This window comes from Gammaproteobacteria bacterium, from assembly GCA_022340215.1.
Lineage (GTDB): Bacteria > Pseudomonadota > Gammaproteobacteria > JAJDOJ01 > JAJDOJ01 > JAJDOJ01.
Genome location: JAJDOJ010000024.1, coordinates 24,981 through 40,829 on the forward strand (window position 1 = coordinate 24,981; position 15,849 = coordinate 40,829).

At 60.5% G+C, this 15,849-nt stretch carries 16 protein-coding genes; 9 read left to right on the forward strand and 7 right to left on the reverse strand.

Going from position 1 to position 15,849, the window contains the following annotated elements; genetic code table 11:
* Position 1 precedes the first annotated feature (1 nt).
* The 3 genes from LJE91_01515 to LJE91_01525 all read right to left on the reverse strand — a co-directional run bounded on the left by LJE91_01515 (position 2) and on the right by LJE91_01525 (position 2,221).
* The gene (locus LJE91_01515; GenBank protein ID MCG6867434.1) at positions 2–478 is read right to left on the reverse strand and encodes a hypothetical protein; all 477 of its coding nucleotides are present in this window, start codon (positions 476–478) and stop codon (positions 2–4) included.
* A gap of 228 nt (positions 479–706) precedes the next feature.
* A complete protein-coding gene (locus tag LJE91_01520) occupies positions 707–1,852 on the reverse strand; it encodes an HlyD family secretion protein (GenBank protein MCG6867435.1) in 1,146 nt (381 codons plus the stop codon).
* A complete protein-coding gene (locus LJE91_01525; GenBank protein MCG6867436.1) occupies positions 1,853–2,221 on the reverse strand; it encodes a hypothetical protein in 369 nt (122 codons plus the stop codon).
* Between the two features lie 210 nt (positions 2,222–2,431).
* Between LJE91_01525 and LJE91_01530 the strand changes: the two genes are divergently transcribed.
* From LJE91_01530 to glmS, 3 genes are all read left to right on the forward strand, one after another.
* Positions 2,432–2,599, forward strand: a complete 168-nt coding sequence (locus LJE91_01530; GenBank protein MCG6867437.1) for a hypothetical protein — start codon at positions 2,432–2,434, stop codon at positions 2,597–2,599.
* A 177-nt stretch (positions 2,600–2,776) separates the two neighbouring features.
* Positions 2,777–4,150, forward strand: a complete 1,374-nt coding sequence (glmU, locus tag LJE91_01535) for a bifunctional UDP-N-acetylglucosamine diphosphorylase/glucosamine-1-phosphate N-acetyltransferase GlmU (protein MCG6867438.1) — start codon at positions 2,777–2,779, stop codon at positions 4,148–4,150.
* Between the two features lie 146 nt (positions 4,151–4,296).
* On the forward strand, positions 4,297–6,132 hold the full coding sequence (gene glmS / locus LJE91_01540; GenBank protein ID MCG6867439.1) for a glutamine--fructose-6-phosphate transaminase (isomerizing): 1,836 nt from the start codon (positions 4,297–4,299) through the stop codon (positions 6,130–6,132).
* Positions 6,133–6,142: 10 nt separating this feature from the next.
* Here glmS and LJE91_01545 read toward each other — a convergent pair whose 3' ends face one another.
* The 3 genes from LJE91_01545 to LJE91_01555 form a co-directional block, all read right to left on the reverse strand.
* The gene (locus LJE91_01545) at positions 6,143–6,700 is read right to left on the reverse strand and encodes a DJ-1/PfpI family protein (protein ID MCG6867440.1); all 558 of its coding nucleotides are present in this window, start codon (positions 6,698–6,700) and stop codon (positions 6,143–6,145) included.
* A 73-nt stretch (positions 6,701–6,773) separates the two neighbouring features.
* Positions 6,774–8,057 (reverse strand): S41 family peptidase, encoded by a 1,284-nt coding sequence (locus LJE91_01550; GenBank protein MCG6867441.1) that lies wholly within the window; start codon positions 8,055–8,057, stop codon positions 6,774–6,776.
* Between the two features lie 325 nt (positions 8,058–8,382).
* Positions 8,383–9,555 carry a peptidoglycan DD-metalloendopeptidase family protein gene (locus LJE91_01555; protein ID MCG6867442.1) on the reverse strand — a complete coding sequence of 391 codons (1,173 nt, stop codon included), beginning with the start codon at positions 9,553–9,555 and terminating at the stop codon, positions 8,383–8,385.
* Between the two features lie 191 nt (positions 9,556–9,746).
* Here LJE91_01555 and LJE91_01560 point away from each other — a divergent pair, with 191 nt between their 5' ends.
* Positions 9,747–10,034 (forward strand): metalloregulator ArsR/SmtB family transcription factor, encoded by a 288-nt coding sequence (locus LJE91_01560; protein MCG6867443.1) that lies wholly within the window; start codon positions 9,747–9,749, stop codon positions 10,032–10,034.
* A gap of 119 nt (positions 10,035–10,153) precedes the next feature.
* On the opposite strand, the gene LJE91_01565 is transcribed toward LJE91_01560, so the two are convergent.
* Positions 10,154–10,666: a DUF1269 domain-containing protein gene (locus LJE91_01565; protein MCG6867444.1), complete on the reverse strand. Its 513-nt coding sequence runs from the start codon at positions 10,664–10,666 to the stop codon at positions 10,154–10,156.
* Between the two features lie 124 nt (positions 10,667–10,790).
* On the opposite strand from LJE91_01565, the gene gmk reads away from it, so the two are divergent.
* The 5 genes from gmk to LJE91_01590 all read left to right on the forward strand — a co-directional run.
* A complete protein-coding gene (gene gmk / locus LJE91_01570) occupies positions 10,791–11,420 on the forward strand; it encodes a guanylate kinase (GenBank protein MCG6867445.1) in 630 nt (209 codons plus the stop codon).
* Between the two features lie 279 nt (positions 11,421–11,699).
* The gene (gene rpoZ / locus LJE91_01575; protein ID MCG6867446.1) at positions 11,700–12,047 is read left to right on the forward strand and encodes a DNA-directed RNA polymerase subunit omega; all 348 of its coding nucleotides are present in this window, start codon (positions 11,700–11,702) and stop codon (positions 12,045–12,047) included.
* A gap of 131 nt (positions 12,048–12,178) precedes the next feature.
* Positions 12,179–14,347, forward strand: coding sequence for a bifunctional GTP diphosphokinase/guanosine-3',5'-bis pyrophosphate 3'-pyrophosphohydrolase (gene spoT / locus LJE91_01580; protein ID MCG6867447.1), 2,169 nt, complete (start codon positions 12,179–12,181; stop codon positions 14,345–14,347).
* A gap of 106 nt (positions 14,348–14,453) precedes the next feature.
* On the forward strand, positions 14,454–14,843 hold the full coding sequence (locus LJE91_01585; protein MCG6867448.1) for a RidA family protein: 390 nt from the start codon (positions 14,454–14,456) through the stop codon (positions 14,841–14,843).
* A 5-nt stretch (positions 14,844–14,848) separates the two neighbouring features.
* On the forward strand, positions 14,849–15,849 hold a 1,001-nt coding region (locus LJE91_01590; GenBank protein MCG6867449.1), incomplete at its 3' end, for a DEAD/DEAH box helicase.

The window sequence follows — 15,849 nt, forward strand, 5'->3', positions numbered from 1 at the left end:
GTCAGTCCTCCGACGCATTGGCGGAGGACTTTTCGTTCGTGTCCGTCTTCAGGCCCAGCGCCATGAGCAGAGCATCGCGCATGGCCAGCACGGCCCCGCAGGCATCCTCCAGTTCCTGCTCCACGTTCCGGGACACATCCAGCGTTCCCATGTTGGCCGATTTGGCGAGGTGGTTGAGGTTGGAGGAAAGCCGCGAGGCTCCCAGCGCGGCCAATACTTGCGCAATCTGCTTGTCGTCAATTTTGGGTTTGCGGAAGGTCCGGCGTTTTTCTGCTCTGTCGCCGAGCAGGCGAGAGCGGATATACGCGCCCAGGGGCCTGCTTCCGGCTTGCTGGATCAGATAGGCGCGCTCATCCTCTGATAGCCTTATCGAGAAGGGAGATGGCGGTTTCTTGCGGCTAGTGAGCGGTTGGGCTACGCAAGAAGCCTTTTGGAAAGAGTCCGAAGCCCGCAGGACCGTTTGGTCCTGCAACGTCATGGCTGGGGCTCCTGAAAGTAGGGCGTATGCTGGTTAAGGTAGGTGTTCCACTCTTCCAGAGTTTCGAACAATTCGTTCGAAGTCTGTCCTTCGAGGCGCGCCATCTCAGCCCTCGCCGGATGTCTGTGAGAGGGTGTTTCAAAGGCGAAATCGCGGGTCACTCGGGCGCAAGCCGGCGTTTCCCGCGGCTCGACAGGACAGGGCCAGAGCCGTTGCTACCTGCCATCGCTAGATGGGCAGTGGATAGAGCCAGTTCGCCCAGGTGTAGGTGCGAATGACGACGCGGCGAAGGGGAGAGAAGCCCTTCCCCACGTCGGTGTAGATCGCAGCCGCACCCTGCGCCCCGGCGGGTAGGCGGAGTTTTTCCTCTTCGTCAAACCTGATCTTGACCGCGAACCTTCCCTTGACCTGCTTGTGAACGAATTGGGGGATCTCGCCCTTCGGCATCAACTGGCCCTGCCCCGTTGCCCACCAGATGCTCTCCACGGTGCCGGTAAAGATCTCTCCGGGATGCATGTCCAGGGCGATCTCGACGGGCTGTCCGGGTTTGACGAACTTGAGGTGCTCCTGAAAGTAGGTCCCCAGCAGATAAGGGTCGCTGTCCACGATGAAACTGGCGATCGCACCGATCCGCCGCGTTCCCACGACCAGACCCGGTTGGGCCTGCAGGTTTGTGATGAATCCGTCCTCAGGCGCGTAGATGACCGTCTGATTGAGGTAGTAGCGTGCCTGGTCGAGTTTGGACTGCACCTGCGCGACGGAGGTATTGACGCCGTTGATCTGTGAATTGTACTGGAGCTGCGCCTTTTTCAGATTGGCCTGATCCACGCCCAGCGAGGCCTGTGCTTCGGCCAGTTTGTCGCGCCACTGATCCAGGTCTTCCTGACGGGCCGCACCCTTTTTCGACATGTCTCTGTAACGATTGACCTGCTGCTGCGCGTACTTGATGTCCGCCTCGTCCTTCAGGATCGCATCATTAGCAGCATCGATGTCCGCCTGGAGGACCAGCACATTCTGTTTGGCCGCGACCAGTTCGGCTTCGAAGCCGGCGACGCGCTGTCGATACAGGGTATCGTCAAACCGGAACAGCGGATCTCCCTTGCTGACGGTGACGTTCGGCTCGACCACCACTTCCTTCAGCAGTGTCGGCTCGGGCAGTCGCGGAACGATCTGTATGGTGCGACGGACGATCCTCGCGTCTTTGGTGTAGGGCTGCGAGAAGCGGGTTCCGATCAGGAACACGAGCAGCAGGTGGACACCGATCCAGAAGGTGACCAGGCCCCAGATGACATTGAACTTCGCTACCTGGAGCTTGAAGAAAAACAGCCAGACGACAAAGACGTAGAGAAAGGTAATAACAAGCGCGGCGACCATTCAAGCCTCCGTCCCGTTCGACGGATCGGAATCTCGATCAGCCGCCTTGCCGGGAGAATCAATTTTCTTTTTCTCCTCGCCGCGCAGAGCCGCGATCTCGGCTTCAATATGGTCTCTTTCCTCCTTGGGGAGGCGTCGGATATCGATGGTCACCGAGTCGTGTATAGCCCACATCAGGGCGTGCAGCCAGGGCACCCCCCCAAGGAATCCCAGGTTCCCCATCAGCTTGACCGCCTCGGCGTGGGGATGCTTGCGTTTCACTGCAAGCTTCCCTGGCAGGGAAATGAACCACACAAAGATCACGGTAAAGCCCGCCAACAGGATCAGCAACGCGAGAAACGTTACGACATTCCAGAAATCAAGATGCATCTTGCGTCCTGCCCTCCGAGTTGGATCCGGCCGGGGCGTTGCGGGATGGCCCCATTAATACGACTGCCCGAAGCGCTGAGTCTATCCGGCAGCGCGGGTTACATGGAAGCATAACCGTGTACCATTCCCTACCACGGGTGCGCTGTGGCTTCGGCTTTACCCGTCGCAAAGCAGGGGCTAGTATGCAAACGAACACCTCACTAAGTGGTCATGTCCGACGAAGGCGGTGGATTTCAGCTCGGCTTACTGCTCGCCATCGCTTTGATTGCGATCGGTGTCGGCAACCTGCTGGCTTTGGTCCACCTAGCCAGGTACTTCAACAGGCGGGACCGGAAGCACCGCCCCGGTCAGCGGGGCGCCGGCGAGCATGAACCGTAAAATCGACTGGAACTGGCCGGAAATCAGGACATTTCCGAACGCACATCTCTGAGGAAACCTTTGCCATGGCGGAGTTACCTGCTCCATCGCCGCACCACCTCCGCAAGCGCCTTCCCCCAAAACATCGCCGGTTTCTCGCTACCCGGATTTCCTCCAGCATCGACATGTACCCTACCAATGAATGACACCCCGACAGTCGTAGTGCTCGCCGCCGGACATGGGACAAGGATGAAAAGTGCCCTGCCAAAGGTCCTTCACCCGATCGGCGGCCGGCCGATGATCGCCCGCGTCCTGGATACCGCGCGCGCCCTGGGCTCGTCGAGGCCTCGCGTCGTTTATGGACACGGAGGTCGGCAGGTCCCCGATGCGCTCGACGATAAGGATATCGACTGGCGCGAGCAGAGCGAACGGCTCGGAACCGGTCACGCCCTGGTTCAGGCATTGCCCGGCATCGATGACCGGGCGCGGCTGCTGGTGCTCTACGGCGATGTGCCGTTGTTGCGACCGGAAACGCTGCGTGCACTGCTCGGCGGATGCCCCGAAGAAGGACTGGCTGTATTGAGTGTCGAGCTGGAGGATCCCGCCGGATACGGTCGAATCGTCCGCGACGCCCATGGCGCTCTGCTGCGCATCGTCGAGGAAGAGGACGCCGATCCCACCGAACGCGCGATCCGGGAGGTCAACACCGGGATCATGTCGGCCCGGGCAGGTCATTTCCGGCGCTGGTTGCGGTCGGTGGGCAATAGCAACGCGCAGGGAGAGTACTATCTGACGGACTGTATCGAGCTGGCAGTGGGGGAGGGTTCAACGGCCGTGGCCATCATCTGCAGGGACCGGGAAGAGGTCACGGGAATCAACGATCGCTCGCAGCTCGCTCGCTGCGAGCGGATTTTCCAGCTTCGGCAGGCGGACCGGCTCATGGCCAATGGCGTAACACTCGCGGACCCGGCCCGGCTCGACGTTCGCGGCGAAATCGAAGCGGCAACCGACGTATTCATCGACGTCAATGTCGTGCTCGAAGGAACCGTCCGCCTCGGAGAGCGCGCGAGAATCGGACCCAACTGCACGGTCCGCGATGCCGAGATCGGCGCCGGGTCCGAGATCCTGCCGAATTCCGTTATCGAGGACGCCGTGATCGGCAAGAATTGCCGGGTCGGTCCGTTTTCCCGCGTGCGCCCCGAGACCCGCCTGGCGGACGGCGTCCATCTGGGTAATTTCGTCGAGATCAAGAAATCCCGCATAGGCGACCTGTCGAAGGTCAATCACCTGAGTTACATCGGCGACACCGATGTCGGTACACGGGTCAACGTCGGCGCCGGAACCATCACCTGCAATTACGACGGGGCGTATAAGCACCGGACGATCATCGAAGACGACGCCTTCATCGGTTCCGACACGCAGCTGGTCGCGCCAGTCCGCGTGGGCGCTGGCGCAACGATCGGCGCGGGATCCACCATTACCCGGGACACCCCGGCCGGGGAGCTGACCCTGTCCCGTGCCCCGCAAACCACGGTCAAGGGTTGGAAACGGCCCCGAAAACAGCGGAAATAATGGGATTTGGCCTGCCCCGTCTTTCGGACCCCGCGACGGACCCATTGCGAACCGGGGTTCGTTTCGATTGAAATCGGCCAATCAACCAGAATCATTCGGATTCGGAATCCAGGCATCCCACTCCAACCGATCAATGGACAGAAACCATGTGTGGCATCGTAGGCGGAATCGCTCAGCGCGAGATTGAACCCATCCTGATGGAGGGGTTACGCAGGCTCGAGTATCGTGGATATGACTCGGCCGGCATCGCCGTACTGCATGACCACGTGCTGAATCGGGTACGCCGGCAGGGAAAGGTTTCGGAACTTGCCGGCGCCTTGACTGCGACCCCGTTACCCGGGCGCCTGGGTATCGCGCACACCCGCTGGGCTACGCATGGCGTCCCGTCGGAGTCCAACGCCCACCCGCATTTCGGTGGAGAGGGTCGGGTTGCCGTCGTACATAACGGCATCATTGAGAACCACGCCGAAATCAGGCAAAGGCTGGAGAGAAACGGCGTCCAATTCACCTCCAACACGGATTCCGAGGTCATCGCACATCTGATCGTCTCGCATCTGGAGACGGGGATGGGGCTGGTCGAGGCCACACAGAAAACCGTCGCCGAGCTCGAGGGCAGCTACGCCATCGGGGTACTCGATCGCGAGGACCCGCAACGGCTGGTCGCCGCGCGGCACGGCAGTCCGCTGGTCGTCGGCATCGGTCTCGGTGAACATTTCATCGCCTCCGACGTACAGGCACTCCAGCCCGTCACGCAACGTTTCGTCTATCTCGAGAACGGGGACATCGCCGATCTCAAAATCTCCTCCGTCGAGATCCGCGACCAGGACGGAAATCCCGTCGAACGATCCGCGCGGGTCCTGGAACTGAGCGCCGACGCCTCGGAACGCGGCAGATACCGCCATTTCATGCTGAAGGAGATCTTCGAGCAACCCGTTGCCATCACGGACACGCTCGAGGATCGTATCGAAGGCGACCGCGTACCCGACGAGATTCTCGGGCCCTCCGCCGCCCGCATCCTCGATAAGGTGAACGCAATCCAGATCGTGGCCTGCGGAACCAGCTTTCACGCAGGGTTAATCGGCAAATACTGGTTCGAATCCCTGACCGGCATTCCCTGCCACGTCGAGGTCGCAAGCGAGTTCCGATACAGGAAGCACGTGGTCCAGCCGGGGACCCTGTTCGTCAGCGTTTCGCAGTCCGGAGAGACGGCCGACACCCTGGCGGCGCTATCGCAGATCGCGGAAACCGCCGGCTACGCCGGCTCGCTCACCATATGCAACGTGCCGGAAAGCTCCCTGGTCCGGGCCTCGGACCTGGCCCTGATGACCCATGCGGGTCCCGAGATCGGTGTGGCGTCGACCAAGGCATTCACCACTCAACTCATTGCACTGCTGCTACTGCTTCTGGTTCTCGGCCGCCGTCACGGAATCACACCCGACACGGAACAAGCCCTGATCTCCGAGCTCAGGACCCTGCCCTCACAGATCGAGCGCGTTCTGTCCATGGATTCGAAAATTGCCGCTATGGCGGAACGTTTCGTAGACAAACGGCATACCCTGTTTCTCGGCAGAGGATCCCACTACCCCGTGGCGATGGAGGGGGCCCTGAAGCTCAAGGAGATCTCCTACATCCATGCCGAAGCGTATGCGGCCGGGGAACTCAAACACGGACCACTGGCGCTGGTCGACAGTGACATGCCAGTGGTCGCCGTTGCACCCAACGACGCGCTGCTGGAGAAACTCAAGTCGAATCTGGAAGAGGTTCGATCGCGGGGTGGGGAACTCTATGTATTTGCGGACATCGATACGGAACTCGTCGCAGACCCGAACGTTCACGTCATGCACGTGGCACCGACCCACGAGGTGGTTGCACCACTGATATTCACGGTACCGCTTCAGTTGCTGGCTTACCACACCGCGGTGTTGAAGGGTACCGACGTGGATCAGCCCCGCAACCTGGCCAAATCGGTCACGGTGGAGTAGCGGAAGGGAATCAGGCGGCGGGACGCTGCAGTGGCGTCTCCACTGCGGTCCGCGCTTCCCGACCCAGCATCAGTTCGATCAGTTCCAGTGCAAAATCCATGGCCGTGCCCGGCCCTCTGGAGGTCACCACCTTGCCGTCAACCTGTACGGGACGGCTCGTAATGCGGGTCTCGTTCAGCGCCAGGGATTCGAGCACACCCGGAAATCCGGTAGCCTGTCGGGAGTCCAGCAACCCGGCGGTTGCCAGGACCTTGGGCGCCGCGCAAATGGCGGCGGTATATTTCCCTTCAGCGGACAAGCGCTTCAGAAGGGTATGGATGCGCGGGTCCTCGTTGAGGTGGTCCGCGCCGGGAAGCCCACCGGGAAGCACGATCATATCGAAATCCTGGTCCACGACGTCGTCCAGCCCGGTATCCGGCATTAACACGGTGCCGCGTGAGGCCTTGACCGGTCCTCTGTCGAGACCTGCGGTGACTACCTCGATGCCCGCTCGACGAAGGAGATCGATGATGGTCACCGCTTCGAGCTCCTCGCAGCCCTGGGCAAGCGGAACAAGTACGCGCGTCATCGCTAGTTATCCTCAGTCTTGAGAAGCCGCAAACCTGAAACAACCCAGATCACCCACCCGCACCATCCTCCGCTCAGCCGCTGCTGGCGTTGACACGGTTCAATATAGCGATCCCCTTGAGGATGTTCAGCGCCTCGTTGAGCTGGTAATCCTCCTCGGCGAGTGGGCCTTCCGCGTCGTCCTTCCCTGACTTGTCAGGGTTTTGTTTCGAATTACCGTTATCGAGGTGCCCGGCGAGATCGGCCTCCTTGACGGGGTCGAAACCCGTGTCCTCCGCCTGAGAGACCTTCAGGTTTTCCAGAACGATGTCAGGGTTGATGCCTTCGGCCTGGATCGACTTGCCCGACGGTGTGTAGTAGCGGGCAGTGGTGAGCTTCAGCGCAGCGCTCTCCTTGAGTGGAAGGATTGTCTGGACAGATCCCTTCCCGAAGGACTTGGAGCCAAGAATAATGGCCCGCTTGTGGTCCTGCATGGCGCCGGCTACGATCTCGGAGGCGGACGCCGAACCACCGTTGATCAGGATCACCATCGGCACCCCGTCGAGGACATCACCGTCGGTCGCGTTGTAACGCAGTTCGGAGTCCTGAACGCGACCCTCGGTATAGACGATCAAACCCTTGTCGAGAAAAGCATCCGAAACGCCAACCGCACCGGTCAGTACGCCCCCGGGGTTGTTTCGCAGATCCAATACCAGCCCCTGCAACGGTCCCTTGTTCTCCTTTTTTAACTCCTCGATGGCGTCGATCAGGTTTCGAGCCGTCTTGGACTGGAAGTTCGTAATCCGCGCGTAACCGAACCCCGGTTGAAGCATCCTGGACTTGACGCTCTTGACGCGAATCACGTCGCGGGTAATCGAGATCTTGAGCGGTTTATCCGCTCCATCGCGCACGACAGTCAGCATGATATCCGTACCCTTCTTACCGCGCATTATCTTGACTGCGTCATTAAGGGTCATGCCCTTGACCGGTTGGTCGTCAAGGCGAATGATGAGATCCCCGGCCTTGATCCCCGCCCGCTCGGCAGGTGTATCGTCGATGGGCGCAATGACCTTGACGAACCCGTCCTCCATGCCCACCTCGATCCCGAGACCCCCGAACTCGCCCGTTGTCCCGATCTGCAGCTCTCTGAATTCCTCTTCGTTGAGATAGGTCGAATGCGGATCAAGCCCCGCCAGCATCCCGCGGATGGCGCTCTCCAGCAGTTCCTTGTCGCTGACCTCGACGACGTAGTCGTTTTTTATGCGGGCGTAGACATCAGTGAATGTGCGCAGATCCTCCAGTGGCAACTTGACCTGCTTTTCCCTTTCGGCGAATACGCCGTGCCCCACACCGAGGGAAATACCGATGATGATTCCCATCACCAGGCCTATCCCCATTTTAGGGGTACGGGCAGAAAGACTACGATTTGTGCTCATTTTCAGTATATCTGACTCAGTTCGAACCGTTGGCCCGCCGCCCACGGGACAGCGGCCGCAAACGGACACATTACCCCATATCCCGAAACTGCGCCACGCTTGCGCTACGAACGGACGATTTCCGCTGTCCGGAAGGCAAACCCAATGAGAATTGAAGCGTTTGACCCGGATACGGGCCGATAATTCCGAATTCCGGCCCAACCCCGCCTCTGCTGATTTCCAAAGAGACTGCCGCGTTGGCACGCCACCCCGCCCTGCAGCGACTTGCTCAATCGGCCAGGCTGACGCGTTTCGTACACCAGGAGGTGGGATCGAGGGGCTTGCCGTTATGGCGAATCCCGAAATACAACCCCGGGGTCGAACGACCCGCGCTGGCGCCCACCCTGGCGATCAGATCTCCGGCTTCCACCCAGTCACCGGGTGATTTGTACAGACTGCGGTTGTACCCATACAGACTCATGTAACCCTTCCCATGATCTATGATCAGAAGCAGCCCGTAGCCACGGATCCAGTCTGCGAACGCCACGCGACCTCTTTCGATCGCTCGCACCGCCTCGTCCTCGCCGGCCCGGATAAGAACACCCTGGGCAGAGGCGCCACCGGTGCCTCCCCTGACGATCCGACCCGTGGCCGGCCACGGTAGCTTTCCCTTTTGTCGTTTGAAGGGTTGTTCACCACCGGGATGGACCGGTATGTCGTCAAGCGCCATGCGCAATTTGTTCAGCAAGGACTTCAGTCCCTCGTGTTCGGCCTTCAATGCGGCAATGGATCTGTTGCCCTTGCCGATCTCCGCCTGTAACGCCTTGAGCGTGACCATCCTCCCGTCTTGGGCGGCCTTCAGCCTGGCACGTTCCACCTTCAAGTCTTCCCTGGATTGCGAGAGACGCTCGGCATTTCTCTTCAGCGCCACTTCGACCTCGCTCATGTCATCGAGTGTTCGCGTCACTGCATCGATACGAGCGAGGCGTGCCCGATTGAGGTAGTCATAGTAGATGTGGTAACGACTGAAATGGACCGGGGATTCGAGGTTGAGAAGCAACTTGAGATACGCTTCACGACCATTTGCATAGCGCGCACGAACCAGATTGCCGATAGCCTCGCGCTGAGCCGCCAGCGCTTTGCGTAAGACTTGCTTGCGGGCGATCAATCCCTCTGCGCGGGTTTCCAGGTCATTCAGCTGGCTGTCGAGAGAGCGTTCCTTTCGGGACAGCGTTCCAATGGATGTCTCCAGTTCCGCCAATTCAGTGACCAGTTGTCCGGTTCGCCCTTCAGTCTGGGCAACACGGGTCCGGAGGCCGGATATCTCCCGCTGGATCGACTCCAGGCGAGCCCTAATCTCGGCCTCGTTTCGGCTGGAACCGGATACGCCATCCGCCATACCGGCCAGAAAGGAGGTAACGATCAGAATTCCGGTTAACAGAGCTCGGCGTGGATCCGGCAAGACCGCTCCGAACGGCCGGGTGAATGATTCGTGACAACCGCGAATATTGGCCTTGGCAGTCAGAGAAACGAGTGCACATGGTACCGTCATGAATGTGTAGTATAATTCTATAGTATAATTCTAATATGCAGGATCGGATTATGCACACCAATCAGCAGAAACTGGAAACGGACCCGAACATCACCGACCTGATGACCCGGGACGACGACATAGAACGTGCGTCAAGGTCCCTCAAGGCGATGTCCCACCCACTGCGACTTAAAATCCTCTGCACCCTGGGTGACCAGGAAGTCAGCGTGCAGGATATCGTCGAACGTGTGGGCACCTCCCAAAGTAATATTTCACAACACCTGGCAATACTGCGGGACAAGGGCATTCTGGCCTCACGCAAGGACGCGAACCGGGTCTATTATCGCGTCAGCGACGCGCGCACCCTGCAGTTGATTACCATGATGCATCAGGTCTTCTGCAGCAGGTAGCGATCCGGCCGTGGCGGCCGAATGAAGAGCATTTCCGCAAAACGGGTAAGAGCCGGGCCGCAAGCCCGGCTCTTACCCGTTTTTATAGAGCGTCGGAACCCAAACGCGCGAAAACCCGGTTACGGAAACGCCGGCATGTGGGCCTCGACTCCTTTGTCAGCCGCTTCCGGGTAATGTGAATGGATCATTTGCGTGATTTCTTCGACCTTTTCTTTCGGCACGTCCACCATCAGCAGGATTTGCCCGTTGTCGATCGCGCTCTGAAACCCCTTGAGCCGTGAATTGGGCATACTGATCGCCACCATGCCCGAGGCCCAGCTGCCGAATACTGCACCGGCGATGGCCAAACCGAGTATCGGCCCCATCCCCAGGCTATCTCCGAACGCCGGGTAGAGATACAGCAGATACCCGAGCGCGCTGCCGACAACCGCACCAACCACCAGCCCGATGAACATGCCATGCAGAAGGTCCGTGCGCTGGAGTAGGTTTGCCTTGGGTAACTCCGCCAGCTTGGCGTCTACCGTCGCGTGAAAATGGATATGGCTGTCGTCGATGTGGGCAAGCAGCAACTCGCGTTCCAGTTTCTTGGCCATCTCGATATCCGGCAGCATAAAATACAAGCGTCTTCTCATGAGCCACCTCCAGTGTAAAGACTGTGGAAGATTGTAAATTTATGCTTCTATCCCACCCCATTATAGTCTTTTCCCCGGCGCTGTCTCCCCCGGCAACGCCGGATTCCGCACGGAGCGATCTCGCGTGACAACCGCTTCACTATTCGTTGTTTCCGCCCCCTCCGGGGCCGGAAAGACCTCGCTGGTCAAGGCCCTCGTATCGACCATGGACGGCGTGCAGGTCTGCGTCTCCCACACGACCCGTACGCCTCGGCCTGGCGAGGAAGAAGGCTTGCACTATCACTTTGTCTCCCCCAGGCGTTTTGGGGAAATGATCAACGCGGGAGAGTTTCTGGAACACGCCCGCGTCTTCGACAATGCCTACGGGACCGCCAGGTCGTCGGTCACGAACATCCTGGACAGCGGTGATGATGCAATCCTCGAAATCGACTGGCAGGGCGCCCGACAGGTAAGAAACCACGCCCCGGATTGTTCGTCGATCTTCATCCTGCCACCGTCACGCGCCGCTCTCGAGGCACGGCTGACCTCCCGGGGCCAGGATTGCGGGGAAGTGGTAAGCAGGCGCATGCGTGATGCCGAAGCCGAAATGAGCCACTACGCCGAATTCGACTACGTGGTGATCAACGACGATTTCGGCACGGCACTCGAGGAACTCTGTTGTCTCGTACGCAGCAGCCGTCTCACCCTTGCCGCCGTCCAGAGCCGCTCCGCGACACTGCTGGACTCATTGATGCGCAGGGATAATCCCGGTTGACCGCCTGAAAGATCGGATTTGCCGGATCCGGGGATTGTCTACCCGTTGGCGTCGCCGCTGGGAGGCAGTGTCCGGGTTGACGGGCGTTGCGGTTGCGAACCTCCGCTGAACTCGGCTAGCGTGCATCCTGCCAATCGTTTAGTATTGAAACGCTATGTCAACGCTCCCGCTCCATGGCGGCGTACGTTGCCGTAACGGCAGAGACAAGCGCGGGGTCCCCGCCTCAGCACAATACCCAACTGTTGGGGGCGTCCCGCAAACCTGCGACTGAGGAGACCTATGGCACGCGTTACCGTTGAAGATTGTCTGGCGTTCGTTGACAACCGCTTCCAGCTCGTTCTGCTGGCGAGCAAGCGAGCGCGGCAACTTGCCCGGGGCACAGAACCCTACCTGGAATGGGAAAACGACAAACCGACTGTCATGGCGCTGCGGGAGATAGCGGACGGGAAGATCAGCCGAGATTTGCTGGACCAGCACGACTTCGAAGTTGGCACTTCCGACATTGACACCGTCGCTGCCTTTGAAAGCCTGGCCGCCCAGGCCGAACAGCAGGCCGCCGAATCCGGCTCTCCCGTGGAAGGCGCCAGGGAAGGCAAGCCGTCTCCGGGCCCCGCCGACACACCATAACGCCCCGGGGCCCCGCGTGAGCATTAACATTCACGCTGCCCAGACGAGGGCCAGACCGGCCCCCCGCACCAACCGGCCCCTGTGGACGTGTCGACCGGGACCCGGAACGGTTCCGCCCGACGCATAACGCCGTGGCAGACGTCGCACCCCTGAACAGCGGCAAGGCCGGCACGTCCGACCCGACACGTTTTCTGATCAGCAATCTCTGTTCACTGCTCGACTCGTATCTCGAACCGGAGGAGATACGCGAGGTTTACCACGCCTACCTGTTCGGTGCCGAGGCCCACGAAGGACAGACGCGGCTATCGGGAGAGCCCTACATCTACCATCCGCTCGCCGTGGCGCGGACCATGGGTGAGATGCGAATGGATGCTCGCAGCATCATCGCCGCCATCCTGCACGACGTCATCGAGGATACGCCCACCGTCAAGGGGCAGATAGAGAAGGAATTCGGCGCGGACGTCGCGGAACTCGTCGACGGCGTCAGCAAACTGTCTCACTTGAGCTTCGAATCTCGCGCCGAGGCCGAGGCCGAGAGCTTCCGCAAGATGATGCTTGCCGTCGCCAAGGACCTGCGCGTCATCATGGTGAAACTGGCGGACCGCCTGCACAACATGCACACCCTGGGGGTGATGCGACCGGACAAACGCCGGCGTATCGCCCGAGAGACGCTCGGCATCTATGCCCCGATCGCCCAGCGTCTGGGCATGAACACGATGCGTGTGGAACTTGAGCATCTGGGTTTCGAGGCCCTCTATCCGATGCGTTACCGGATCCTCGAGGCCGCGGTGAAGCGCAGTCGCGGGCACCGGAAGGAATTGATGCAGCAGGTCGAGGCACAGATCTGCAACCGGCTGGAAGAGGTTGGAATCGAGGCCCGTATCCATGGCCGCGAAAAGAACCTCTACAGCATCTACAAGAAAATGAAGGCCAAACGCCTCCCGTTCTCGGAGGTCTTCGATGTCTTCGCCATCCGCATCATCGTCAAGGACGTCGACACCTGCTACCGTTCCCTCGGCGCGGTGCACAACCTTCACAAGCCGGTGCCCGGCCGCTTCAAGGACTATATCGCCATCCCGAAGGTCAATGGCTATCAGTCCCTGCACACGACGCTGTTCGGTCCCCACGGCATTCCGATCGAGGTCCAGATCCGAAACGAGGAAATGGATCGCGTCGCACAAGCCGGCATCGCAGCCCACAGTCTTTACAAGACCGAGGACAAGAGCGGCGCCTGGGCCCAGGCCCGGGTGCGACGATGGCTGAAGGATGTGCTGGAGATCCAGAAGAGTTCCGGTAACTCGCTTGAGTTCCTGGAAAGTATCAAGGTCGACCTGTTTCCCGACGAGATCTACGTCTTTACGCCGGCAGGCGAGATTCGGGAACTGCCTCACTGCGCAACGGCGGTAGACTACGCCTACTCGGTTCACTCGGATATCGGTAACACCTGCGTCGCGGTGAAGATCGACAGGCAGCTCTCGCCCCTGAGTACCGTGCTGCAGAGCGGCCAGACCGTTGAGGTGATCACCGCCCACAACGGACGCCCCAACCCGAACTGGCTCAATTTCGTCGTCACCGCCAAGGCGAGATCACGCATTCGCCAGTACCTGAAGAACCTTCGCCAGGGAGAGGCGGCAAGGCTGGGCCGCCGACTGCTCGACAAGGAACTCGCGTCACTGAAAACCTCCGTGGATGACATCGGTGCGGACCGCATGGCGGCGCTGCTCGAAGAACTGGATATCGACAGTCGAGAAACCCTGCTCGAGCAGGTAGGCCTAGGAAAGCGCATGGCCCAGATCATCGCCAGGAAACTGGCCGACGAAGAGGGCCCAGGGCAATGCTCCGCCAGCGCAGCGCATACGCCGCTCGCGATAAGGGGCACGGAAGGGATCGTCGTCAACTTCGGCAAGTGTTGTTATCCCCTGCCGGGAGATCCCATCGTCGGCGTCATGAGCGCCGGTCGCGGGCTCGTGGTCCATCGCGAGTCCTGCCGCAACATCAAGGCTTACAGGGAGAACCAGGAAAAATGGGTTCAGGTGATGTGGTCGGCCACACCCGACAGGGAGTTCACGGCGGCGATCCGGGTCCAGTCCGAGAATCAGCGGGGCGTGCTCGCGAACCTGGCCTCTAAGATGTCCGATCTCGGATCCAATATCGAAAACATCACGATCGAACGCCATGATGGCAGCAGCGTGACCATGTCGTTTGTCCTGACCGCCAGGAACAGGAAGCATCTGGCCAGAATCATGCAAATGCTGCGAAAGATTCCGGAAGTATACCGGGTCGCGCGCATCCGAGGATGATCCAGCCGCGGGTCGAAGCAATCCGGAAACCCGTTCCCGGGACGACGTCATTGCCCGAAGCCCTGTCCCGGAAACCACCGTCAGCAGAAACCGGAGACCGATACCCGTGTTCAGGCAGATCATCACGACACCCGATGCCCCACAGGCAATCGGTACCTATTCCCAGGCAGTCCGCGTCGGCGACACCGTATACCTGTCGGGCCAGATCCCCCTGGTGCCGGAAACCATGACACTGGTGGAGGGCGACATCGGGTTGCAGGTCCGACACGTTTTCGACAATCTCGCGGCAGTGGCCCGTGCCGCCGGAGGCGACCTCGCGGATGTCGTCAAACTCAACGTGTTCCTGACCGACCTCGGGGACTTTCCCGTGGTCAACGAGATCATGGCGCAGTACTTTCGCGAGCCCTATCCGGCTCGTGCAGTCATTGGGGTGTCGTCCCTGCCGAAGGGCGCGGGCGTCGAAATGGACGCCATCCTTCACCTGACCGACCGATAGAGGGTGTGACGCCGCCACCGGTCACCGCACTCAGGGGCACGGGTCCGGCCATTGCGGGAAGACTGCGAAAGCTCGGCATCGTAGACCTCCGCGACCTTCTCCTGCACCTGCCGCTTCGGTATCAGGATCGCTGCACCACCGTACCTTTCGGAAAGCTGATACCCGGCGCTGAGGTCGCTGTCGAGGGCATGGTCATCCGTGCGGAAATGGTGAGAACACGGCGCCGCGCGCTGCTCGTGGAATTATCGGACGGCGACGATGTGTTGAGACTCCGGTTCTTCCACTTCTATCCCGCCCTTCGTCAGACCCTTCGGCCCGGCTCGAGGGTCCGATGTTTCGGCATGGTCCGACCCGACCCGCGAACGAAGGAAATGATTCACCCCGAGATCGAAGCGGTGGGAAGCGGCACGATTTCGGCGCCCGGGCACCTTACCGCGGTCTACCCCTCTACGGAGGGGGTGAGCCAGGTGGCCCTGCGAAACCTCATCGAGGGGGCGTTCGATCTACTGGCCCGTGGCGAGTGGTCGCTGCCCGACTGGCTTCCCGATGAGCTGGTCCCACACGAACTGCGTATCGGCACCGTCGCCGCCCTCGACTTTCTCCATCGCCCTCCCCGCGGTACCAATCCGGCGCTGCTCAATTCGCACCGCAACCCCGCGCGGACGAGACTGGCATTCGAGGAACTGCTGGCACAGCAGCTCGGTCTTGCCCGCGTGCGCTGTAGCTTGAAACGCAACCCGGCCCCGATCCTGTCCGCCGGACGGGCGGTGCTGGGGCCCTTTCTCGACTCGCTTCCTTTCGCGCTGACCGCTGCGCAATCCCGCATAATTGAGGAAATCAGGAATGATCTGGCCTCGAGCGGGCCGATGCTGAGACTGGTCCAGGGTGACGTCGGCTCGGGAAAAACGGTGGTCGCCGCGGCAGCCTGCTTGCTGGCCGCAAAATCGGGGCATCAGGCGGCCGTGATGGCGCCGACCGAACTGCTGGCCGAGCAGCACCTGCGCTG